Annotated in this window: 18 protein-coding genes; 12 read left to right on the forward strand and 6 right to left on the reverse strand. The window is 68.2% G+C overall.

What is annotated here, in order from left to right; genetic code table 11:
- The first annotated feature begins 122 nt into the window (after nucleotides 1–122).
- From WJ35_RS18870 to WJ35_RS18880, 3 genes are all read left to right on the forward strand, one after another.
- On the forward strand, nucleotides 123–614 hold the full coding sequence (locus WJ35_RS18870) for an NAD(P)H-dependent oxidoreductase (RefSeq protein WP_069239688.1): 492 nt from the start codon (nucleotides 123–125) through the stop codon (nucleotides 612–614).
- A gap of 795 nt (nucleotides 615–1,409) precedes the next feature.
- The gene (locus tag WJ35_RS18875; protein WP_069239689.1) at nucleotides 1,410–2,078 is read left to right on the forward strand and encodes a ProQ/FINO family protein; all 669 of its coding nucleotides are present in this window, start codon (nucleotides 1,410–1,412) and stop codon (nucleotides 2,076–2,078) included.
- 950 nt (nucleotides 2,079–3,028) lie between these two features.
- A complete protein-coding gene (locus tag WJ35_RS18880; protein ID WP_069239690.1) occupies nucleotides 3,029–4,090 on the forward strand; it encodes a DMT family transporter in 1,062 nt (353 codons plus the stop codon).
- Nucleotides 4,091–4,389: 299 nt separating this feature from the next.
- On the opposite strand, the gene WJ35_RS18885 is transcribed toward WJ35_RS18880, so the two are convergent.
- The 6 genes from WJ35_RS18885 to WJ35_RS18910 form a co-directional block, all read right to left on the reverse strand.
- Nucleotides 4,390–4,815 (reverse strand): TOBE domain-containing protein, encoded by a 426-nt coding sequence (locus WJ35_RS18885; RefSeq protein ID WP_069239691.1) that lies wholly within the window; start codon nucleotides 4,813–4,815, stop codon nucleotides 4,390–4,392.
- Between the two features lie 198 nt (nucleotides 4,816–5,013).
- Nucleotides 5,014–6,525, reverse strand: coding sequence for an efflux transporter outer membrane subunit (locus WJ35_RS18890; RefSeq protein WP_011879629.1), 1,512 nt, complete (start codon nucleotides 6,523–6,525; stop codon nucleotides 5,014–5,016).
- Nucleotides 6,522–7,460 carry an HlyD family secretion protein gene (locus WJ35_RS18895; RefSeq protein ID WP_069239692.1) on the reverse strand — a complete coding sequence of 313 codons (939 nt, stop codon included), beginning with the start codon at nucleotides 7,458–7,460 and terminating at the stop codon, nucleotides 6,522–6,524. Before WJ35_RS18895 ends, WJ35_RS18890 begins: the two co-directional genes overlap by 4 nt.
- Nucleotides 7,461–7,462: 2 nt before the next feature.
- Complete coding sequence (locus tag WJ35_RS18900) at nucleotides 7,463–7,675, reverse strand: DUF1656 domain-containing protein (RefSeq protein ID WP_011879627.1); 213 nt, start codon at nucleotides 7,673–7,675, stop codon at nucleotides 7,463–7,465.
- A gap of 34 nt (nucleotides 7,676–7,709) precedes the next feature.
- Nucleotides 7,710–9,854, reverse strand: coding sequence for an FUSC family protein (locus tag WJ35_RS18905; protein WP_069239693.1), 2,145 nt, complete (start codon nucleotides 9,852–9,854; stop codon nucleotides 7,710–7,712).
- Entirely contained in the window at nucleotides 9,851–10,330 is a 480-nt protein-coding gene (locus WJ35_RS18910) for a MarR family winged helix-turn-helix transcriptional regulator (RefSeq protein ID WP_011879625.1), read from the reverse strand. The genes WJ35_RS18905 and WJ35_RS18910 overlap by 4 nt, the downstream gene beginning before the upstream one ends.
- Nucleotides 10,331–10,695: 365 nt before the next feature.
- Between WJ35_RS18910 and WJ35_RS18915 the strand changes: the two genes are divergently transcribed.
- The 9 genes from WJ35_RS18915 to WJ35_RS18955 all read left to right on the forward strand — a co-directional run bounded on the left by WJ35_RS18915 (nucleotide 10,696) and on the right by WJ35_RS18955 (nucleotide 21,940).
- Nucleotides 10,696–12,108: a PLP-dependent aminotransferase family protein gene (locus WJ35_RS18915; RefSeq protein ID WP_059497745.1), complete on the forward strand. Its 1,413-nt coding sequence runs from the start codon at nucleotides 10,696–10,698 to the stop codon at nucleotides 12,106–12,108.
- Nucleotides 12,109–12,248: 140 nt separating this feature from the next.
- A complete protein-coding gene (gene eutB / locus WJ35_RS18920; protein WP_046428416.1) occupies nucleotides 12,249–13,220 on the forward strand; it encodes a hydroxyectoine utilization dehydratase EutB in 972 nt (323 codons plus the stop codon).
- Between the two features lies 1 nt (nucleotide 13,221).
- A complete protein-coding gene (locus tag WJ35_RS18925; RefSeq protein WP_011879622.1) occupies nucleotides 13,222–14,226 on the forward strand; it encodes a cyclodeaminase in 1,005 nt (334 codons plus the stop codon).
- 10 nt (nucleotides 14,227–14,236) lie between these two features.
- Complete coding sequence (gene doeA / locus WJ35_RS18930) at nucleotides 14,237–15,445, forward strand: ectoine hydrolase DoeA (RefSeq protein ID WP_011879621.1); 1,209 nt, start codon at nucleotides 14,237–14,239, stop codon at nucleotides 15,443–15,445.
- A gap of 4 nt (nucleotides 15,446–15,449) precedes the next feature.
- Entirely contained in the window at nucleotides 15,450–16,487 is a 1,038-nt protein-coding gene (gene doeB / locus WJ35_RS18935; RefSeq protein ID WP_011879620.1) for a N(2)-acetyl-L-2,4-diaminobutanoate deacetylase DoeB, read from the forward strand.
- 13 nt (nucleotides 16,488–16,500) lie between these two features.
- Nucleotides 16,501–16,971: an Lrp/AsnC family transcriptional regulator gene (locus WJ35_RS18940; RefSeq protein ID WP_011879619.1), complete on the forward strand. Its 471-nt coding sequence runs from the start codon at nucleotides 16,501–16,503 to the stop codon at nucleotides 16,969–16,971.
- 123 nt (nucleotides 16,972–17,094) lie between these two features.
- Nucleotides 17,095–18,573: an NAD-dependent succinate-semialdehyde dehydrogenase gene (locus WJ35_RS18945; protein WP_059475837.1), complete on the forward strand. Its 1,479-nt coding sequence runs from the start codon at nucleotides 17,095–17,097 to the stop codon at nucleotides 18,571–18,573.
- 31 nt (nucleotides 18,574–18,604) lie between these two features.
- Complete coding sequence (locus tag WJ35_RS18950; RefSeq protein ID WP_059475836.1) at nucleotides 18,605–19,999, forward strand: aspartate aminotransferase family protein; 1,395 nt, start codon at nucleotides 18,605–18,607, stop codon at nucleotides 19,997–19,999.
- Nucleotides 20,000–20,239: 240 nt separating this feature from the next.
- Nucleotides 20,240–21,940: a methyl-accepting chemotaxis protein gene (locus WJ35_RS18955; protein WP_011879616.1), complete on the forward strand. Its 1,701-nt coding sequence runs from the start codon at nucleotides 20,240–20,242 to the stop codon at nucleotides 21,938–21,940.
- Nucleotides 21,941–22,047 lie beyond the last annotated feature (107 nt).

Here is a 22,047-nt window from a genome sequence, read left to right on the forward strand (position 1 = left end):
TATCCAATGCAGCAGTCACGCGCCGCAATTGGACAACGCGCAGATGCGGGCCCACGCGCACTCCGCTACCCGCCATCAGCGCGGCTGAATCTGACGCGACCGAATAGAGAGAGCGAATACAGATGAAAACGCTGCTGATCGTCTATCACACGATGACCGGAGGCACCCGGCAGATGGCCGAGGCGGCCGCGAGTGCGGCGCGCGAACAGGCCGGCGTGTCGGTCAGGCTGCAGCGCGCGGACGAGACGGGCCCGGACGACGTGCTGGCGGCCGATGCGTATCTGTTCGCGACGCCGGAGAATCTCGCCGCGATGTCAGGGTTGATGAAGGATTTCTTCGATCGCTGCTATTACGCGGCGCTCGACCGCGTGAACGGGCGCCCGTACGCGACGATGATCTGCGCCGGCAGCGACGGGCAGAACGCATTGCGCCAGATCGATCGCATCGCGACCGGCTGGCGTCTCAGGCGTGTGGTGCCGGGCTTGATCGTCTGTACCCACGCGCAAACGCCCGAGCGCATCCTGGCGCCGAAAATGATCGACCGCGAGGATCTCGAGCGCTGCGCGGAGACCGGTGCAGCGCTTGCTGCCGGGTTAGCGCTTGGCGTGTTTTGATCGATGATGTCAATGCGAACCCGTTGATACGAAGCAGTCCCATACACGACGCTTCCCAATACGCGGCTCCGTTGCTATCAATTGGAAGGATTCGCAGCCTCGATGTAATGCGGACAGGGCGCACACCGCCAGTTTCCGTTGCATTGCCGGATCCGATGTAGATGCTGCCGATCGTCGTTGGCACATGCCGTCGACCGGAGATACCTGATGCCGCCTCCCGTCGCCGCCATCGTACGAGCGCCCACATGGCATGCGATTGCATATCGATGCACACGCAACCAAGGCCACACGGCAGCGTGTGACGCGAATCACTGAACGCACCGACCGCGCGACATGCAGCATGCAAAGGATGGCACAGCCATATGTTGAATGACCCGTAACGCGACATGCGAACGCCAACGCCGCCAATGACAGCGTCCAAGTTTCGTGCGGCGGAACAACGCACGCATTACACGCATTGCGCACCGCACCCCCAAACGCGGGTAAAGCGGCGCTACGTAACGTACGGTCGTTATTCGACGAAAACGCAGCGATAATGCGCAGCACGCCGATTCGGACGCCCCGCGGCCGCGGTTCCGGCCAAATATGAACCCGTCGGCGAACCGACCGTCGCGCGTACCGGTATACTTCCACTCCTGCCTTCTCCGGCATCGTGGCCGGGTGCCTGAAACAGCGGCGATGGCGATGCGGCCCCGCAATCGCGTGCATCGGCGGCAACAAGCCGCATGCGATGCGGCATGTCGATGTGCGAGCGGCTGCACGAACCACGCCTTATATTCCTGGTGGATTGAATTTATGGGTTTTGAACAACTTGCCGCTCTGCGGGATCAACTCGCGGCGAAGGCCAAGCAGGAGCGGAATGCGAAGCAACCGGCAACGCAACCGGACGCCGGTGCAAAGCCCAAGTCGGGCAACCGGCCGGCTCGCGGGGCCAAATCGGGTGCCCCGGCCAAAGCGCCGTCCGGCGCCAAGCCCGCTTCGGCGAAACCGTCGGCGCCGGTCGATCCGGTTGTCGTCGCGATCGGCAAACTGCAGAAGCGCTTCCCGCTGGCGTTCCCGAAAAATCCGGCGCCGAAGGTACCGCTGAAGGTCGGCATCTGGGCGGATCTCGCCGGCCAGGCGCAGGCAGTGGGGCTGACCGAAGCCGAGCTGCGCGACGCAATGTCGACCTGGTGCCGCGGCAACCGTTACTGGTCCTGCCTGGTCGAGGATGCGGTGCGTGTCGATCTGCAAGGCAACGAAGCCGGTCGCGTGACGCACGACGATGCCGCGCGCGCGCGCCGCTTGAAATCGCGCCGGCCGGGCAAGGGTGGGGCGCAGGCAGCGAAGGGTGCACCGCAGCAGCCGAAAGCGCAGGCGCCTGTCGACGCGGCAGTAGCGCAGCCGGCGGCCGCAGACGCACCGACGGATGCGCCTTCGGACGCAGCATCGCAGGCCGAACAGCAGACGGCTGCGAACGAGTAACGCCCGATGTGTTGCCGCGCGAGCGCGCGGCAACATCCAGTCCGCGCTGCGTATGCAGTGCATCGTGTGACGGACCGGCGAACGCTCAAGAGCGCGTCGGTACGACCTGCACTGCCCACACCGCCATCACCTGATTTCCATCATCGCACCGGCATCGAACTGCCTGGCGGTCGACGGCGCTTGGCCCGTGGGTCATCGGTGTCCGCTTTGTCGCCGCGCCCTTTGCTGTCGACCCCAATCGACGAACTATCCCGACCGTCCGCCGCTCCGCGCGCTGCGCCGCTGCGCCGCTGCGCCGCTGCGCAGACACGCAGACACGCAGACACGCAGACACGCAGACACGCAGACACGCAGACACGCAGACACGCAGACACGCAGACACGCAGACACGCAGACACGCAGACACGCAGACACGCGACGACGCAGGCAACGCATCAAACGCGTCGAGTGGATATAAATCCGATACGAAGCCGTATACGCAATCGCAAGTTGCGACCTCACGAACAGATTCACCGCAAACAATAATAGTTCGGGCTACTGATATAGCTACACCTGGGCGCGACTCACGCCGACAGATCTCCGACGAAGAGCCGGCCGAGTAGCTCCGCACGAATCCATATCGCAGAATCGGCTTCGCCGCGCCCGATCGGCCAGCACGTCAGCGAGCCCCGATGCGCTATCACCACGCCGCGCCGCGATTGCCTTACGTCGATTGTCGCCGCGCGCCGCAACCGCCATAATGTCTCGCCCGAACCGCCGCGCCGGCACGCATCATGCGCGCGACGCAATACCACCCGCGGCCGAAAGCTCAACCGAATCGCGCTGCCCGGCGCTCGATGTAAACGCACCGCAAGACCGATTTCGCTGAAGCACCGCCCGCCGCCCGCTGGCCCGATCTCCCGGCGCACAATACCGATATCCACTCGCGACACTCAACGCCAATCCGCATCATGAACCCGAGACGTTCCGCAATTCTCGTCGCGCTCACAGCCGCCATCTTGTTCGGCGCTGCGACGCCGCTCGCCAAGGCGCTGATCGGTACGATGTCGCCGTTCATGGTCGCAGGTCTTTTCTATCTCGGCAGCGGTGTCGGCCTCGGGGTTGTAATCGGCCTGCGCGCATTGCGCGGGCACCGTCCGTCGACGGATGGCGCCGCACCGCTGCAACGTGCCGAGCTTCCCTGGCTGGCCGGTGCGATCGCGGCGGGCGGCGTCGCCGGGCCGGCGCTGCTGATGCTCGGCCTGGCGAGTACGCCGGCCGCCACGAGCGCGCTATTGCTCAATCTGGAAGGCGTGCTGACTGCGGTGATCGCGTGGGTGGTATTTCGCGAGAACGTCGACCTGCAGGTGTTCCTCGGCATGGTGGCGATCGTCGCCGGCGGCGTGCTGCTGTCGTGGAAGCCGGGTGCGGCGGGCGTGCCGACAGGCGCGCTGCTGATCGTCGGCGCCTGCCTGTGCTGGGCGATCGACAACAATCTCACGCGCAAGGTGTCGGCGAACGACGCGATGGTCATCGCATGCGTGAAGGGCGTCGTCGCGGGCCCGGTGAATATCGCCATCGCGCTCGCGACGGGCGCCGCGTTGCCGACCGTTCCGATTACGCTCGCCGCGATGCTCACCGGACTCGGCGGATATGGCATCAGTCTCGTGCTGTTCGTCGTCGCGCTGCGCGATCTCGGCACGGCGCGTACGGGCGCCTATTTCTCGGTTGCGCCGCTGTTCGGCGTCGCGCTGTCGCTGCTGATCTGGCCGGAGCCGCCGTCCGTCGCGTTCTGGATCGCCGCCGCGCTGATGGCGCTCGGCATCTGGCTGCATGTGCGCGAACGGCACGATCACGAGCATGCGCACGAACGGCTGGAGCACACGCACCGGCATCGTCACGACGCGCATCATCAGCACACGCACGACTTTCCGTACGAAGGTGACGAGCCGCATGCGCATCCGCACGTGCACTTGCCGATCACGCACAGTCACGCGCATTTTCCGGACATTCATCACCGTCATCGGCACTGACAAAGACGAGGACGTCGTCTGCCTGGACGGCAAGGTAACCGTTTATGGGGCGTCGTTCCTCGTTCCCCTGCGGTATCAATGCTGATTATTCGGTGCGAGCGCGGCACTTACCGCGCGCTCGCCCATGCCGGCGCTAACGCGTGGCGGCCACGCCGACGACGTCGCGGCGGATGTCTTCAAAACATCGATCTTGTTGCTATGCCCGCAAGCTGATTTGCGCAGCCAACGCATACGGGTGTCGCCAAGGGTGTCGCCAACTGCTCCGGGTCGTTACGGCGCTCAGCTGCGTGAACGGCCAATCACGCGACGCCGACGATCACGCTCGATGCCTTGAAGATCGCGGTGGCGGCCTTGCCGCTGGCGAGCCCGAGACGCTCGACGCTGTCGTTGGTCACGATCGCGACGATCTGCGCGCCGCCCGGCGCGGCGATCGCCACTTCCGAATTGACCGCGCCCTTCGTGACGGACGACACCGTGCCTGCGATGCAGTTGCGGGCCGATACCTTGCTGCTGTCGACGTCGACCATCACGACGACCGACGACGCCTTGACCAGCGCGAAGGCGTTCGTCCCCGCCGCGAGGCCCAGCGACGCGACGCTGCCGTGCGTGATGACGGCGACGATGTCGAGCCCGTCCTGCGTGCGCAGCGTGATTTCGTCGTTGACTGCGCCGGCCTTGACGACGTCGATCCGGCCGGGGAATTGGTTACGGGCGCTGGTTCGCATGAGGACTCTCCGGGAAGTGAGCCGCGCGACGCGCGGCGAGCGAAGGACGAAAACCGCAGACGAGTTTATCGGGAATGCGGGTGCGGCGCGATGTCGGCGCGGTCTTCTCCGCAACGGCGATTGCGCGTGAACGCAACCGCGACCGAGGGGCGGTAGTAGACGCGACACGCTCGTCGCGCTTTGTCGCCACACGGAAACTTACCGACCCATTGCCGATGCCGCCGACTTAGCCGCCGCCGATGCTGGTGCCGAACCCGCCGCCACGCCCGCCACCACCTCCCCATCGCCCTCCCACCCCCCGCCGAGCGCGAGGAACAACCTGACCTGATCCGCCGCAACCTGCCCCTCAGCCGCCGCGACCTGCGCGCGCACGCTCGTCAACGTGCGCGTCGCATCCAGATCCGAAATGAACGACTCGCGCCCGGCCGTATAGAGCCGGTGCGTTTCGTCGGCGGAACTTCGCGCCGATTCGTAGGCCGTGCGCAGCGCATCGGTGCGCTGCACGTCGGCCGCATAGGTCGCGAGGCTCGACTGCGTTTCGCGCAGCGCGTTCAGCACGACGCCGTCGAAGTGCGCGAGCGCGCCGCCGGTCGCCGCTTCGGCTTCGTGCACGCGCGCACGCTGGCCGTTGATCGGGAACGCCCAGCTGATCAGCGGCCCGAACGACCAGCGGTTGGTGGTCGACGAGAACAGATCGGCGGCGACGCCGACCGAACCCGCGGATAACCCGATGCTCACCGACGGATACAACGCGGCGGTCGCCACGCCGATGCGGGCCGTGGCCGCCGCGAGCTGGCGCTCGGCTTCGCGAACGTCGGGACGGCGGCGCAGCAGCGCGGCGCCGTCGCCGATCGGGATCGGTTGGCGCAGCTGCGGCAGCCGCTCGCATTCGGCGACGGCCTTCGGCAGATCTGCGGGCGCTCGCGCGAGCAAGGCGGCGAGCTGGTATTGAGCGATCTTGCGCCGGCCTTCGAAGCGCGGGATGTCGGCCGACAGCGTGCGTACCTGCGTGACGCCGCGCGTCACGTCGGTCTGATTGCCGCGTCCCGCGTCGCGCAGCCGCTGCGACAGCTTCACACGCTGCTGCTGCAGCGCGAGCGACTGCTTCGCGATCGCGAGTTCGTCGCCGGCGGAGCACGACTCGACGTACGCCCGCACCACATCCGCGACGACGGTGATGCGCGCGAGGTCGGCCGCCGCCTGCACCGCGTCGCTGTCCGCGTGCGCGGCCTCGACGCCACGCCGCAGCTTGCCGAACAGATCGAGCTCGTACGACACGTTGATGCCGACCGCGCCTTCGTTGACGACCGGCAGCTTGTTCTCGAGCAGATACTGTTCGGCCGATTCCTGCGCGCGTTGCACGCCGGCTTCGGCGTGGCCCGAGAAGCCGCCCTGTTCGTTGGCGACCTCCAGCGCCGCGCGCGAGCGCGCGAGGTTCGCTGCGGCGACGCGCAGGTCGGTGTTCGATTTCAGCGCGCTCTGCACCAGCGCATTCAGCACCGGATCGTCGTACAGCTGCCACCAGTTGCCGGGCACCGCATCGCGCGAGACGAGCGCGCCGTCCGCATCGTCGAGCGCATGGTTCGCGAGCGGCGCATTCACGTATGCGTGCTGCGGCAGCGTGTAATCGGGGCCGACCGACTTGCACGCGCCGAGTGCGAGCGCGAGCGGCGCGAGCGCCGCCGCGAGGCGCAGCCCATGCCGCTTCATTGCGATGCTCCAGTCGCGCTGGCCGCGGCGGGCGCCGATGCCGGCCGCGTCTTGTCGTCAGGGCGCGCGTCATGCGAGCGCACCGCGACGGTCGCGGTGCGGCCGGCGATCATCCGGAAATCGTCCGGCACCTCGTCGAGCACGACGCGCACCGGCACGCGCTGCGCGAGCCGCACCCAGCTGAATGCCGGGTTCACGTTCGGCAGCAGGTTCGCGCCCTGCGTGCGGTCGCGATCCTCGATCGCGGCGACGATGCTCTGCACGTGGCCGCGCAGCGGATGCGGTTCGCCCATCACGACGATGTCGACCGGCTCGCCGATATGGATGCCGCGCAGCTTGGTTTCCTCGAAATAGCCGTCCACGCGGAACGAGTTTCGATCGACGACCGACAGCACCGCACGGCCGGCCGCCACGTATTCGCCGGTGCGCGGCGCGCGGTCGTTCAGATAGCCGTCGACCGGGCTCACGATCGTGGTGCGCTGGAGATTCAGTTTCGCGGTGTCGAGCGACACCTGCGCATCGGCGACGGCGGCTTCGCCCTGCTCGACGCGCGTGCGGCTTTCCTCGACCTGTTCGCTCGCCACCAGATTGCCGAGTTGCAGGTTGCGCGCATATTCGCGCTTCGCCTGGGCGAGCGTCGCGCGGCGCTGCGCGAGGGTCGCTTCGGCGAGGCGTTGCGCGAGCGTGTAGCGCGCCTGATCGATCACGAACAGCACCTGGCCGCGCTTGACCTCCTGGTTGTCGGCGACCTGCACCGACGTGATGAGGCCGGCCACGTCCGGCGCGACCTGGATCACGTCGGCGCGCACGTGCCCGTCGCGGGTCCACGGCGAGAACATGTAGTAATTGATGATGCGCCACAACACGAGGGCGGCCACGACGACGACGATCAGCGTGAGCAGGATCTGTCCTGCCGAGTACCAGGTTTTTTTCACGATTAGCTAGCCACGAGATGGTGAGACACGACCACGACGGCGGCAAGCACGAACACGTAGATGCCGAGATCGAAGATCGAACGGTGCCAGACGAGGCGGTAGAAGCCGACGCGCTCGAGCAGCGCGCGCACGACGATGTTGATCAGATACGCGATCAGCATCAGCACGAGGGGAGCCGGCACGAATACGCCGAAGATGTCGATTTCGCCGATCATGGTCGCGCTCGGAAGGACGGGTGGGAAAGCCGGATCATGCGCGTGCTCCGTCCGCCGTGGCCTGCGGCGGCTGCGCGGCCGCGGCCGGGTACAGCGACAGCCGCAGCCCGACGAGCGCGTGCAGCGTATTGCGCAAGCGCCGGTGCGCGGCGCGCGACGTCGGTGCCGCAGGCGTCGCGCCGGCCTCCGCCGCGCCGGCCGACGCGGCGTGCGGCCGGGTGCGGCCCGCCACGCGCCGCAGCGCATCGTCGATCGACGCGAGCAGCGCGGGCGGCGCCGGCTGCCGTGCGTTGGCGGCCGCGCAGTGCGCGTAGTGATCGGTGACGCCGGCCAGCACGCGGTCGATCGCATCGGGCACGTCGCCCGACAGTCTGCGGCGCGCGCGGCGCAGGTCGAGCGCGTTCAGCGCGATGCGCAGGTCGCGGAAGCTCTCGATCGACGGATGACGATGATCGTCCGACGCGCCGAGCCGCGGCAGCAATTGCGTGACGCGATCGAGCATCCGCGACGCATGGTTGCGCTGGTCGTCGAGCGGCTGCGTCGACGCGGAGCGCGCGACGTCCTCCCAGCCCGAGCGCAGCAGCCGTCGCACGGCGAGTTCGGCGCCGAACGGCCGCGTCGCGCGCGTCCACAGATACGCGAACAGCAACCCGGCGACACCGGCGAGGTTGCTGTTCAGGAACACGAAGAAGTCGGCGTCGTACGCGCTTTGGATGCTGATGAAGGTCGCCGTGTTGACGGCGACGAGCATCGTCACCATGTTGAACTGCGGGCGCGGCAGCAGCGTGCCGATCAGGATGAACGGGCCGGCGAACATCAGCACGAGCATCGCGAAGTCGTGCACGTGCGGCAGCACGGCGAACAGGTACAGGCCCGCGAACACGACGCTCGCGGCGGTCGCGAGGAAGAACTTGAACACGAGCGGTGCGGGCTCGTCGAGCGCGGCGAAGAAGCTGCATGCGACGGCGGCCAGCGTGACCGCGCCGGCGCCGTCGTGCCAGCCCGACGCGATCCACAGCCAGCACGCGAACACGATCGCGCCGGCCACGGTGAGCGTCGAGAACAGCATCATCCCGCGATCGAAGAAACGCTCGGTGCCGCCGAGCCGCCAGTGCCTGAAACGCGGCTGCCAGATGCCCGACTCGTTCGCGATCAGCGCGCGCAGCGAGCGGCAGTCCTGCCAGATGTCGATGACCTGACGCAGCCGCCACAGCGCATTCGACAGCAGCGCGCCGTCCCAGCTCGCGAGTGCGCTGTCGGGCGGCTGCAGCGACGCGATGCGCGCGCGCAGGTCGTCCGCGGCCGGATCGTGCGCCATCTCGCCGCCGGTGTCGGCCTTCACGGCCGGCAGCGGCGCATCGAACCACTTCGCGGCGTCGGCGAGCAGCGCGTCGAGCCCGGGCGGCCGCACTTTCAGTTCGCGCATCAGCGCGACGAGCGGGTCGGCCAGCGACGACATCAGCGGCAGGAACAGCTGCATCCGGCCCGCGAGCGCCTGCGCGCGCTCGAGCACGCGCGGATGCGCGTGGTCGTAGCTCAGCTGGCTCAGCAGAAACTCGAGGCCGGTGATGGTGGCGGCGAGGCGCTGGCGGCACGCGGACAGCGCCTTGCCCGCGAGATGCCCGGACAACGTCTCGCGCCCGTAGAACGCGGCATCCTTGAACCATGCATCGGTGCGTTCGATCAGCGTCGGCGCGAGCCGGTTCGGGAACACGGTGCTGCCGACCACGCTCGCGCACACGATGCCGAGGACGATCTCCTCGGTGCGGGCGATCGCGACGTCGAAGATCGTCGACGGATCGGCCACCGTCGGCAGCGCGATGAGCGGCATCGTGTAACCGGCCAGCATGAACACGTAGCTGCGCGCGGTGCGGTCCGAGATCGCGAGGTAGAGCAGCGTGCCGCACCACGTCGCGACGATGATGCTGAACAGGATCGGCGTCTCGACGAATGGCGGCACGAACAGGATCGCGGCGGCTGCGCCGAGCGCGGTGCCGAGCGCGCGATACAGCGCCTTGGAACGCGTCGCGCCGACGAACGGATTCGACACGATGTAGACGCTCGCCATCGCCCAGTGCGGGCGCGGCAGCTGGAAGAACAGGCCGAGATAAAGCGCCAGCATCGACGCCGCGAACGTCTTGGTCGAGAACAGCCAGTCGCGAACGCTTGGATAGGTCATGACGCGGAACTGGCGGATTGCGGCGCGCCCGGTGCCGGGTTCGGCACGTCGGCGGCGTTGAACGCATTCAGCACGCGCAGCGTCGCCTCGAGGTCGGCGCGCGACACGCCCTTGAGCACCTGCGCGCGCAGCACGCGCAGGTCTTCTTCCATCTTCGCGGTGACCGAGCGGCCGGCGGCCGTCAGCGAGATCGTTTTCGCGCGACGATCGTACGGGTCCTCGTCGCGGCGCGCGAGACCGGCCGCGCACAGCTGGTCGAGCAGCCGCACGAGCGACGGCCCCTCGATGCCGACGTGTTCGGCCAGCGTGCCCTGGCGCACACCTTCGCCCAGGCGCCCGGCGATCAGCAGCGGCGTGGCGCAGGCCTCGGACACGTTGTACGCGGTCAGCACCGCGTCGCTGGTGCGGCGCCACTTGCGCGCGCTGAGCACCAGCAGGCTGCTGACGGCGAGGCGGAGATCGGGCAGATTCGTCATGCACGAGATGATAGGGGCAAAGTAATTCGATAGCAAACTACCGTTTTTGTCATGCGGATGTCTTGCAGCTTCTGTGCATCGGCCGCGCAACGGCTGTCCAAAGCCGCGGTGCGCCGACCGACGAAGCTGCGGTTCACGAGCCGGTGACAAGCGGGTGGTGCGGTGCCGCATCGCCCGACCGATCGATTGGTCGTACCGTTGGTGTCGACGTGCGCCATGGCGGTGCAGGACACCGGGCACGCACCATGCGCGATGTCACGCGCGGCACGCGACACCCGCATCACACCGCACGCAATTGCACTAGGACAATATTTTGAGGGTGTCTTTCTGAGCGACCATGCGCAGGCAACGACGGAGACATCGAGATGGGACGGACCGAGGTATCTGCGCGCTGGCACGAAGCGATCGGCGCGCTGCGCGGCATCGAGTCGAAATACAAGCGGCTCGTGAAGGCGATCGCCGCCGACATCGACAGCGGCGCGCTCGCCGCGGGCGCGCGGCTCGCGCCGCAGCGCGACGTCGCAGCAAGCCTCGGCGTCAGCGTGCAGACGGTCACGAACGCCTACAAGGAACTTGAAAGGCAAGGGCTGATCCGCTGCGAAGTCGGCCGCGGCAGCTTCGTCGCCGCGCGCGTCACCGAATCGATGTCGAACTACATCCTCGACACGGCCGAACGCGAGCTGGTCGACTTCTCGATTGCTCGGATCGTCCATACGCCCGAGCACGACGCCGCGTGGCGCGCCGTCTGCGCGGCGCTGGCCGATGCCGGCGACCAGCCGTGGATCCGCTCGTTCCGCCCGATTGCCGGCCTCGACGCGCATCGCGAGGCCGGCGCCGCGTGGCTGGCGTCGCTGAACCTCGCGGTCGACCGCGAATCGCTGCTGATCACCAACGGGACGGCGCACGGCATCTTCCTCGCGCTCGCCTCGATCGTCGGGCCCGGCGACACCGTGCTGTGCGAGAGCCTGACCGACCACGGCGTGATCGGCTCCGCGAACGTGCTCGGGTTTACGCTGAAAGGACTCGAGATCGACGAGCACGGCATTCGCCCCGAGCATTTCGAGGAGATGTGCGACGGCGAACGCATCAGCGCGCTGGTCTGCACGCCGACGCTGAACAATCCGACGGTGTCGGTAATGCCCGACTCGCGCCGCAAGTCGATCGCACGCATCGCGTCGCGCTACGGCGTCTACGTGATCGAGGACGACGTGTACGGGCCGTTGCCGGCGAGAACGGCCACGCCGATCGCGAGCCTCATACCGGAGCTCGGCTTCTACTGCACCAGCATGACGAAATCGGTGCTGACGGGGCTGCGCACCGGTTATCTCGCGATGCCGCGGCGGCTCGCGCTGCGCGTGGAGAGCGTGTTGCGCGTGAGCAGCTGGATGGCGACCTCGCCGATCGCGGAGATCGCGACCCGCTGGATCGTCGACGGCACCGCCCGGCGGCTCGTTGAACTGCAGCGGCAACGGCTCGCGCTGCGCCAGGAGATGGTGAAGGCCGCGCTCGGCCCGTACATCCTCGGCGCGCATCCGAACGCGTTGTCCGCGTGGCTGCGCGTGCCCGACTACTGGCAGGCCGACCGGCTCGTCCGTGAGCTGCGCACGCGCAAGATCGCGGTGACGTCGCCCGACCCGTTCGTGGTCGGCGGCGCCGAGCGGCCGAACGCGGTGCGCGTGTGCATCGGCGCGGAGACCACCGACGCCGCGTGCAACGCGGCGCTCGAGACCATCGCGCGCGTGTTCGAACAGTATCCGCACGTGCACGACTTCCACTGAAGCGACGGCCGCTCCCGACGCCCGTCACCTGATACCTGATACCTGATACCCGATACGCGCCGCACAATGTATCAGGACATTCGAAAGCGCCATTTGGAACATTAGACTGGATCGCACCATATCGATGAGGCGTGCGTTCCATGTCCTTCCTGTCGCTGTCCGACGTCTATCGCGCACGCCGACGCATTGCCGGGCATGCGTGCGTCACGCCGCTCGTCGGCTCGGCCGCGCTGTCGGCGCGGCTCGGCGTGCCGGTCCATCTGAAGCTCGAGACGCTGCAGCCGACCGGCAGCTTCAAGCTGCGCGGGGCGACCAATGCGCTCGCCGAGCTGGCCGCGCAGCACGTGACGCGCGTCGTCACTGCGTCGACCGGCAATCATGGCCGTGCGGTCGCGCATGCGGCGCGTGCGTTCGGTATCGAGGTGACAGTGTGCATGTCGTCGCTGGTGCCGGCGAACAAGGTCGACGCGGTGGCCGCGCTCGGCGCGCGGATCGTGATCGCCGGCGACAGCCAGGACGACGCGCAAGCCGCCGCGCGGCAGCTCGTGCGCGATGAAGGCTACGTGTACGTGCCGCCGTTCGACGACCCGCGCATCGTCGCCGGGCAGGCGACGATCGGCGTCGAGATCCTCGAAGCGTTGCCGGATGCGGGCACGCTCGTCGTGCCGCTGTCGGGCGGCGGACTGTTCAGCGGCGTCGCGTTCGCGGCGAAGGCGATCCGCCCGTCGCTCGCGGTGATCGGCGTGTCGATGGCGCGCGGCGCGGCGATGCACGCGAGCATCGCGGCCGGTCATCCGGTCGACGTCGACGAACGGCCGACGCTCGCCGATTCGCTCGGCGGCGGCATCGGCCTCCACAACCGCTACACGTTCGAGATGACGCGCGCGCTGATCGACGAGATCGTCCTGCTCGACGAACCGGCGATCGCGCGCGGCATCGCGCATGCATATCGCGAAGAGCGGCTGGTCGTCGAAGGCGCCGGCGCCGTCGGCATCGCCGCGCTGCTCGACGAGCGGATCGCGCGTCGCGATTGCGACGGCCCGATCGTCGTCGTCGTCAGCGGCGCGAACATCGACATGGGCGTGCATCGCCGTATCGTCTCGGAGCACTGACATGATTCCTCCCGTCACGCTGCTCGATCGCGCGCAACTGCGCACGCTGGTGCCGCTCGACGTCGCCGCGATCGACCAGATCGAAGCCGCGTTCGCGTCGCTTGCGACCGAAGCGGTCGCGATGCCGCCGATCCTCAATCTGGCGTTACCCGAGCGCCACGGCGAAGTCGACGTGAAGACCGCCTATCTGCCGCGCTTCGACAGCTTCGCGATCAAGGTCAGCCCCGGCTTCTTCGACAACCCGTCGCTCGGGCTGCCGAGCCTGAACGGGTTGATGCTCGTGCTGTCCGCGCGCACCGGCCTGACCGAAGCCGTGTTGCTCGACAACGGCTACCTGACGGCCGTGCGCACCGCGGCGGCCGGCGCCGTCGCCGCACGGCGGCTCGCGCGCGCCGATGCGCGCCGCGCGGCCATCGTCGGCGCGGGCGAGCAGGCGCGGCTGCAGCTCGACGCGCTGATGCTCGTGCGCGACATCACGCACGTGACGGTCTGGGCGCGCGATGCCGAGCGCGCGGTGCGATTCGCGGACGACGCACGCGCCGCGCACGGGATCGACGCGACGGTCGCGCGCTCGGTGCATGCCGCGCTCGCCGACGCGGACATCGCGGTCACCACGACGCCCAGCCGCGAGCCGCTCGTGCATGCCGCCGATCTCCATGCGGGGCTGCACGTGACGGCGATGGGCTCCGACGCGCACTACAAGACCGAGCTTGCGCCGTCGGTGTTCGGCGCGGCGCGCTACTTCTGCGACCGGCTGCAGCAGACGCGCGTCGCCGGCGAGCTCGCGCATGCGATCGCCGCGGGCGCGGTCGCGGCCGATGCGGTGTTTCCCGAACTCGGCGAGGTGATCGCTGGGCGGCGCGAGGGCCGCACGCAGCGCGACGACATCACGATCTGCGACCTGACCGGAACGGGCGCGCAGGACACCGCCATTGCCGTACTGGCGCTGCAACGCGCGCGCGCGGCGCGGGCGGGCACGATTTTCCACAACGACCTCACGACTTGAGAGGAGACAGATGTCCGCAGTCATCGACACCTACGAAGCCGCGCCGCGGCTTGCGTTCGAGCGCAGCGAATATGCGGCGCGCATCGCGAAGACGCGCACGGCGATGCAGCGGGCCGGCATCGACCTGCTGATCGTCACCGATCCGACCAACATGGCCTGGCTCACCGGCTATGACGGCTGGTCGTTCTACGTGCACCAGTGCGTGCTGCTGCCGATGGAAGGCGAGCCCGTCTGGTACGGCCGCGCGCAGGACGCGAACGGTGCGAAGCGCACCGCGTTCATGACGCACGAGAACATCGTCGGCTACCCCGACCACTACGTGCAGTCGCAGGACCGTCACCCGATGGACTACCTGGCGAGCGTGGTGATCGCCGCGCGCGGCTGGAGCACGCTGCGCATCGGCGTCGAGCTCGACAACTACTACTTCAGCGCGGCGGCCCATGCGTCACTGCAGAAGCATCTGCCCACCGCGCGCTGGGTCGATGCGACCGCGCTCGTGAACTGGCAGCGCGCGGTGAAATCGCCGCGCGAGATCGAGTACATGCGCATCGCCGCACGCATCGTCGAACGCGTGCATGCGCACATCGTCGACACCATCGAGCCCGGCATGAAGAAGAGCGACCTGGTTGCGCAGATCTACGCGACCGGGATCGCCGGCGCCGACGGCCACGGCGGCGACTATCCGGCCATCGTGCCGCTGCTGCCGACCGGCGCCGACGCGGCGGCCCCGCACCTGACCTGGGACGACTCGAGGTTCGCGCGCGGCGCCGGCACGTTCTTCGAGATCGCCGGCTGCTATCGCCGCTATCACTGCCCGCTGTCGCGCACAGTCTATCTCGGCAAGCCGCCCGCGCATTTCATCGAAGGCGAGCGCGCGGTGATCGAAGGCATCGAGGCCGGCCTGGCCGCCGCGAAGCCCGGCAACGTGTGCGAGGACATCGCGAACGCGTTCTTCGCGGTGCTGCGCCGTGCGGGCATCGAGAAGGACAGCCGCTGCGGCTATCCGATCGGCGCGAGCTATCCGCCGGACTGGGGCGAGCGCACGATGAGCCTGCGCCCCGGCGATCGCACGGTGCTCGAACCCGGCATGACGTTCCACTTCATGCCGGGACTGTGGCTCGACGACTGGGGGCTCGAGATCACCGAAAGCATCCTGATCACCGACACCGGCGTCGAGACGTTCTGCCGTACGCCGCGCAAGCTGTTCGTGAAGGAGTAGAGCGATGCGCGCCTCTCCGATCACGCCGACCGTCGATTTCGATGCGGACGGCGTACAGCATGGCTTTCTGAAACTACCTTACTCGCGCGACGATTCCGCGTGGGGCGCGATCATGATTCCGATCGCCGTCGTGAAACGCGGCGACGGGCCGACGGTGCTGCTCACCGGCGGCAATCACGGCGACGAATACGAAGGACCGGTCGCGCTGTCGAAGCTCGCCGGCTCGCTGAAGGCGGCCGACGTGACCGGACGCGTGATCGTCGTGCCGTTCATGAACTACCCGGCGTTTCGCGCGGGCCGCCGCACGTCGCCGATCGACGCGGGCAATCTGAATCGCAGTTTCCCCGGTCGGCCCGATGGCACCGTCACCGAGAAGATCGCCGATTACTTCCAGCGTCACCTGTTGCCGCTCGCCACCCACGTGCTCGACATCCACGCGGGCGGCCGCACGCTCGACTTCGTGCCGTTCGCGGCGATGCACGTGCTGGAGAACCGCGAGCAGGAGGCCCGCTGCGAACGCGCGATGCGCGCGTTCGGCGCGCCGTATTCGATGCGCATGCTCGAACTCGACAGCGTCGGGCTGTTCGACACGGCCGCTGAGGCGGCCGGCAAGGTGTTCGTGTCGACCGAGCTGGGCGGCGGCGGCACGTCGACGGCCGCGAGCGTCGCGATCGCCGAGCGCGGTGTACGCGGCTTTCTCGAACATGCCGGCGTGCTCGCGAAGCGCGACGATGCAAGCGCGGCGGTGCGCGCCGCCCCCCGCACGACCACGCTGCTCGACATGCCCGACGGCTCCTGCTTCACGACTAGCGAGCATCGCGGGCTGCTCGAGATGTGCCGCGATCTCGGCAGCGAGGTCGAAGCGGGCGACGTGCTCGCGCGCGTGCACGACATCGACCGCACGGGCGTCGCGCCGGTCGAATATGTCGCGCGGCGGCGCGGGCTGCTCGCGGCCCGGCATTTCCCTGGGCTCGTGCAGGCCGGCGACACGATCGCGGTGGTCGCCGACATCGTCGAGCGAAACGTCCCGGTGGGCGTGTAGGAGCGCGCGCGACGTGATCAAGCTCGACCGATACGACCTGGCGATCCTGCGCATTCTCGAACGCGACGGCCGCATCACGAAATCGCGGCTCGCCGAAGCGGTGAACCTGTCGATCTCGCCCGCATGGGAGCGTGTACGCAAGCTCGAGGAAAGCGGCGTGATACGCGGCTATCGCGCGGACGTCGACTGGGTCGGCACGTTCTCGGGCAGCCGCATCGTCGTTGAGGTGACGCTGTCGCGTCACACCGCGCCCGACATGCGGCGCTTCGAGGCGCGCGTGAGCGCCGCGCCCGAAGTCGCGCAGTGCTATGCGACCGGCGGCGGCGTCGACTACGTACTGCACGTGGTCGCACGCGACATCGATCACTACCAGCGCTTCATCGATGCATTGCTGATGGATGACCTCGGCATCGAGCGCTACTTCACGTACATCGTGACGAAGGTCGTCAAGTGCGACGCGGGCGGCGCGCCGGACTGGCATTGAAACTTCGCGCGGACCGAGCTCAATACGGAAAAAACCGCAAGAACGGCGCGCCGAAACCGAATATTTCGCATCCGTCGGCACGACAGAATGAAGCTCGTGACCCACCCAACGAGGAGACGCAGCATGCTGCCCGGACACCCGGTCCTGTTCAAGTCGATGTGCTATGTCGACGGTCGCTGGATCCACAGCGACAGTGCCGCGACGCGCGCCGTCGTGAATCCCGCCGATCAGTCGGTGATCGGTCACGTGCCGATGCTCGAGCGCGCGCAGATCGTAGGTGCGGTCGACGCCGCGCAGCGCGCGTTCGGCACGTGGCGCTGGACGCCGCAGGCCGCACGCAGCGCGGCGCTGCTGCGCTGGCACGCGCTGATCCTGCGGCATCTCGACGATCTCGCCGCGCTGCTGTCGCTCGAGCAGGGCAAGCCGCTCGCCGAAGCGCGCGGCGAGATCCGCTACGCGGCGAGCTTCGTCGAATGGTTCGCGAACGAGGCGAAACGCGCCGCGGGCCGCACCATCCCGACACATATCGACGGCGCACACCTCGGCACCGTGATGGAGCCGGTCGGCGTCGCCGCGTTGATCACGCCGTGGAATTTCCCCGCGGCGATGATCACGCGCAAGGCGGCCGCCGCGCTCGCGGTCGGTTGCACGGTAATCGTGAAGCCCGCGCACGAGACGCCGTTCTCGGCGCTCGCGCTCGCGCAGCTCGCCGACGAGGCCGGCTTCCCGGCCGGCGTGTTCAACGTCGTGCTCGGCGAGCCGCAAATGGCGATGGAGGCGCTCGTCGGCGATGCGCGCGTGCGCGCGGTGAGCTTCACCGGCTCGACGCGGGTCGGCCGGCTCGTCACCGAGACGGCGGCGAAAGCCGGCATTCGCAAGATCGCGCTCGAACTGGGCGGCAATGCGCCGTTCATCGTGACCGACGATGCCGATCTCGACGACGCGGTGCGGATCGCCGTCGGCGCGAAGTTCCAGACGTCCGGACAGGATTGCTGCGCGGCGAACCGGATCTTCGTCGCGCGTGCGCTGTACGACGCGTTCGTCGGCCGCTACGCGAGCGCCGTGCGCGCGTTGAAAACAGGACCCGCGTTCGAGCCCGGCGTCGACGTCGGGCCGCTGATGCATCAGGCGGCGTTCGACGCGACCGTCGCGCGCGTCGACGACGCACGCGCACGCGGCGCGCGCATCGTCGCGGGCGGCCGGCCGCATGCGTTGGGCGGCTGGTTCTACGAGCCGACGGTGATCGCGGACGCCGCGCCGGGCATGCGCGTGTACGACGAGGAAAACTTCGCGCCGATCTCGGCCGTGTGCGCGTTCGACACGCTCGACGAAGTCGTCGCGCGCGCGAACGACACCGAGTACGGGCTGGCCGCCTACGTATGCGCGACGCGCATCGACACGATCTTCCGGCTCGTGCGGCGGCTCGACTTCGCGATGGTGTCGGTCAACGGCGTGAAGTTCACCGGCGCGCCGATTCCGTTCGGCGGGATGAAGGCGTCGGGCCTCGGCCGCGAAGGCGGCGTCGAGGGCTTCGAACCGTTCACCGAAACCAAGTACTTCTGCTTCGGCAATCTCGGCCTGCCCGTCGCGGCGACGGCCTGACATCCATACGACCCAATTCAAGGAGCACATCATGAAGCAATCGATCGACGCACTGCTGCGCGCGGACCGCGCCCATTTCATGCATCCGTCGACGCACGCGTACGACCACGAAAGCGGCGCGCTGCCGGGCAGGATCGTGCGCGGCGCGCACGGCATTCACATCGAGGACCACGAGGGCCGGCGCTATATCGACGCCTTCGCCGGGCTCTACTGCGTGAACATCGGCTACGGCCGCACCGAAGTGGCCGATGCGATGCACGAGCAGGCGAAGCAGCTCGCGTATTACCACACGTATGTCGGTCACGCGTCGGACGCGATCATCGAGCTGTCGTCGCGCATCATCGAATGGGCGCCGGTGGGGATGAAGAAGGTCTACTACGGGATGTCGGGCTCCGACGCGAACGAGACGCAGGTGAAGCTCGTCTGGTACTACAACAACGTGCTCGGCCGCCCGAACAAGAAGAAGATCATCTCGCGCGAGCGCGGCTATCACGGCTCGGGGATCGTGACGGGCAGCCTCACCGGGCTGCCGAGCTTCCATCAGCATTTCGATCTGCCGATCGACCGCGTGAAGCACACGGTATGTCCGCACTGGTATCGCAACGCGCCGGTGGGGATGAGCGAAGCGCAGTTCGTCGCGTACTGCGTCGACGAGCTCGAGAAGCTGATCGCGCGTGAAGGCGCCGACACGATCGCCGCGTTCATCGCGGAGCCGGTGATGGGCACCGGCGGCATCATCGCGCCGCCGGCCGGCTACTGGCCCGCGATCCAGGCCGTGCTGCGCCAGCACGACATCCTGTTGATCAGCGATGAAGTCGTGTGCGGGTTCGGCCGCCTCGGTTCGAAGATGGGCGCGCAGCATTTCGGCATCGAGCCGGACCTGATCACCGTCGCGAAGGGACTGACCAGCGCCTATGCGCCGCTGTCGGGCGTGATCGTCGGCGACAAGGTGTGGGACGTGATCGCCCGCGGCTCGCAGGCGCACGGGCCGATGGGGCACGGCTGGACGTATTCGGGCCACCCGGTGTGCGCGGCCGCCGCGCTGGCGAACCTCGCGATTCTCGAGCGCGAGAATCTGGTCGGCAACGCCGCCGAGGTTGGGGCGTATTTCGGCGCGAAGCTGCGTGACGCGTTCGGTGCGCATCCGCTCGTCGGCGAAGTGCGCAGCGTCGGGATGCTGGCCGCGCTCGAGTTCATGGCCGACCGCGACGCGCGCACGCCGTTCGATCCGGCGCTGAAGATCGGCGCGCAGGTGTCGGCTGCCGCGCTGCGGCGCGGCGTGATCGCACGCGCGATGCCGCATGGCGACATTCTCGGGTTCGCGCCGCCGCTCGTGATGACGCGCGCGGAAGCCGACGAGATCGTCGGTATCGTGAAAGAAGCCGTGGACGAAGTCGCGGAGCGCAATCTGGCCGCCGTGTCGTGAGTTCGCAGCGGCCCTGGCCCTGATACGCGCGGCTGCTGCGCGCGAGACGACGCCGTCGCACGGGAGTGCGACGGCGTCGTTGCTTTTGGGTTCAGCCGGAGCGGGCTGCCGCTGTCCGCGTGTGTTCGCCAACCGACCCCATCACACGATTCGCATGCTATCCGAAATTTTCCTTAAGCAAACGTGTGCGCGGCCGTAAACAACGAATAACAACAATCTGACATTGCTCCGAGGGCCAAAATGAGAGAGATGAAAGTATCCAGCCGCCTGATGCTGGGTTTCGGGCTGCTGACGATCCTGCTGGTGACCGTAGCCGCGACCGCGTTTTACGGCATGTGGCAATTGCACGGCCAGCTGGACACCATCGCGCGCGTGAACAACACCGAAGCGAAGCTCGCCAACCGGCTTCGCGCGACGATCCAGGATCGCGCGATCGCCGTCCGGAATCTGGCGCTGCTCACCGATCAGCAGGAGATGGCGCAGGAAGCCGAGCGCATCAAGAAGCAGGACGACATCTACGCGGATGCGTATCAGAAGCTCGCGCGCATGTTCGCCGACGAACCGGCGACCACCGAGCGCGAGCGGACGCTGGTGGCCGCGCTCAAGCAGGACGAGGCGGCGGCCCAGCCGGCGCTGCGCAAGGCGGCCCAGCTCGGCCTGAGCAACGACCCGGCGGCGGCCACCAAGGAGCTGATGGAGAACGCGAGGCCGCCGCAGCGTGTGTGGCTGGCGCGGGCGACGGAGCTCGCCAATTTCGAGGACGAGATGAACGAGCAGGCGAAGCAGGATGCGGCCGCGACGTACGCGAGCGTGCGTGCGCTGGTCGCGGCGATCGTCGGCGGTTCGCTGCTCGTCGCCGTCGCGACGACGATCGTCATCGCGCGCAGTATTCTGCGTCAGCTCGGCGGCGAGCCGTCCGTCGCGCAACACGCGGCGGCGCAGATCGCCGACGGCAACCTGATGATCGACCTGCCGGTCGCGCACGGCGATTCATCGAGCCTGATGTCGTCGCTCGACGCGATGCGCGCGCGGCTCACGACGATCGTGCAGGGCATCAAGGTGTCCGCGGAGTCGATCTCGCTCGCCGCCGCGGAGGTCGCGCAGGGCAACGTCGATCTGTCGCAGCGCACCGAGGAGCAGGCCGCCTCGCTGGAGGAAACGGCGGCGAGCATGGAGCAGCTCACGTCGACCGTCCGGCAAAACACCGAGAACGCGCGCCAGGGCAGCACGCTGGCGGCCGCGGCCTCGCAGACGGCCGCGTCCGGCGGCACCGTCGTGAAGCAGGTGGTCGGCACGATGGAAGACATCGCGTCCAGCTCGCAGAAGGTCGCCGAGATCATCTCCGTCATCGAAGGGATCGCGTTCCAGACCAATATCCTGGCGCTCAACGCGGCCGTCGAAGCGGCGCGCGCGGGCGAGCAGGGGCGCGGCTTCGCGGTGGTCGCCGGCGAGGTGCGCACGCTGGCGCAACGCAGCGCGGTCGCGGCCAAGGAGATCAAGGAGCTGATCGAGACATCGGTGACGCACGTCGCCGCCGGCTCGGCGCTGGTGTCGAACGCCGGAACGACGATGGACGAGATCGTCCGCTCGGTCAGACGCGTGACCGACATCATGGGCGAGATCGCGTCCGCATCGAGCGAGCAAAGCACGGGGATCGAGCAGGTCAACGTCGCCGTCACGCAGATGGACGAGGTGACGCAGCAGAACGCCGCTTTGGTCGAGCAGGCGACGGCTGCGGCGCAGTCGATGGCCGATCAGGCGGACAGCCTGAAGGCGGCGGTGGCGATATTCAAGGTCGAGTCGAGGTCGCAGCCGGCGGCGGCGCCGGTCGCGGCGGCTGCGCGCACGCCGGCACGCGGCGCGAAGCGCCCTGTTCGCGAAACCGGCAAGGTCGGCAACGCACCGGCGCGAGTCGCGGGCGCGGATTGGGCGACGTTCTGAGTCGATCTGCAGCGCTGCGCATGAGGCGGGTGGCGCGCCTTCGGTGAGTCGTCGGTCATGAGGCCGTTGCGGCACGCCGTTCGTGAGGCCGTTGCGGCGCCTACGGA

Origin of the sequence: Burkholderia ubonensis, assembly GCF_001718695.1 — a bacterium.
Lineage (GTDB): Bacteria > Pseudomonadota > Gammaproteobacteria > Burkholderiales > Burkholderiaceae > Burkholderia > Burkholderia ubonensis_B.